Source organism: Pedobacter sp. UBA4863, assembly GCF_002399615.1.
GTDB lineage: Bacteria > Bacteroidota > Bacteroidia > Sphingobacteriales > Sphingobacteriaceae > Pedobacter.
Genome location: NZ_DHDZ01000029.1, coordinates 1 through 592, shown reverse-complemented (window position 1 = coordinate 592; position 592 = coordinate 1). Strand labels below are relative to the sequence as shown.

Sequence of the window (592 nt, the reverse complement as noted above, 5' to 3'; positions counted from 1 at the left end):
AATCCCAGCGGGATCACAAAAAGGCGCAAGAGATTGCGCCTTTTCTGTTTAAAAGTCTTTTTTAACCGCGATTCGCAAAAAATAATAGGTCATTTCTATCCATCCAAATACACAATAAATGGTGCCCTATCTGGTGCCCAATTGTAATGGTTAAATTTGGGCACCAGTTAGCAAATATATCTTGATTAAAACACTGGAGGACAATCTAAAAAAACAAGAAGTTTTACTAAAAGATTGAGAAATGAAAAGTAACCAAACCCTTAAAATCCTTTTTTGGCATCGCAAATCAAAAGCGAATTTAAAAGATTATGCACCTATTATCTTTAGAATTTCCATTGACGGGAAAGATGCTGAATTTTCTACTGGCCAAAAAGTTCACATTGACAATTGGGACATCGAGCTAAAAAAGGTAGTAAGGTCAGAAAATTCCAAGAAAATCAATGCAGAGCTTAATCGCATCACCAGTGCTTTGGAAATAAACTTTACCGTTCTAAAAACACAGCATGAGTTTATAAGTCCTTCAAAGCTCAAAAATTCTTACAGGAATATATCAATCGCAAGCAATGAGCAAATAAACCACTATGGATTAAAA

1 protein-coding gene is annotated in these 592 nt (G+C 34.6%); it reads left to right on the top strand.

The features are described from left to right. Positions 1 to 241 precede the first annotated feature (241 nt). Positions 242 to 592, top strand: a 351-nt coding sequence (locus B3I52_RS05420; RefSeq protein ID WP_293299420.1) for an Arm DNA-binding domain-containing protein, incomplete at its 3' end; no start/stop codon positions are given.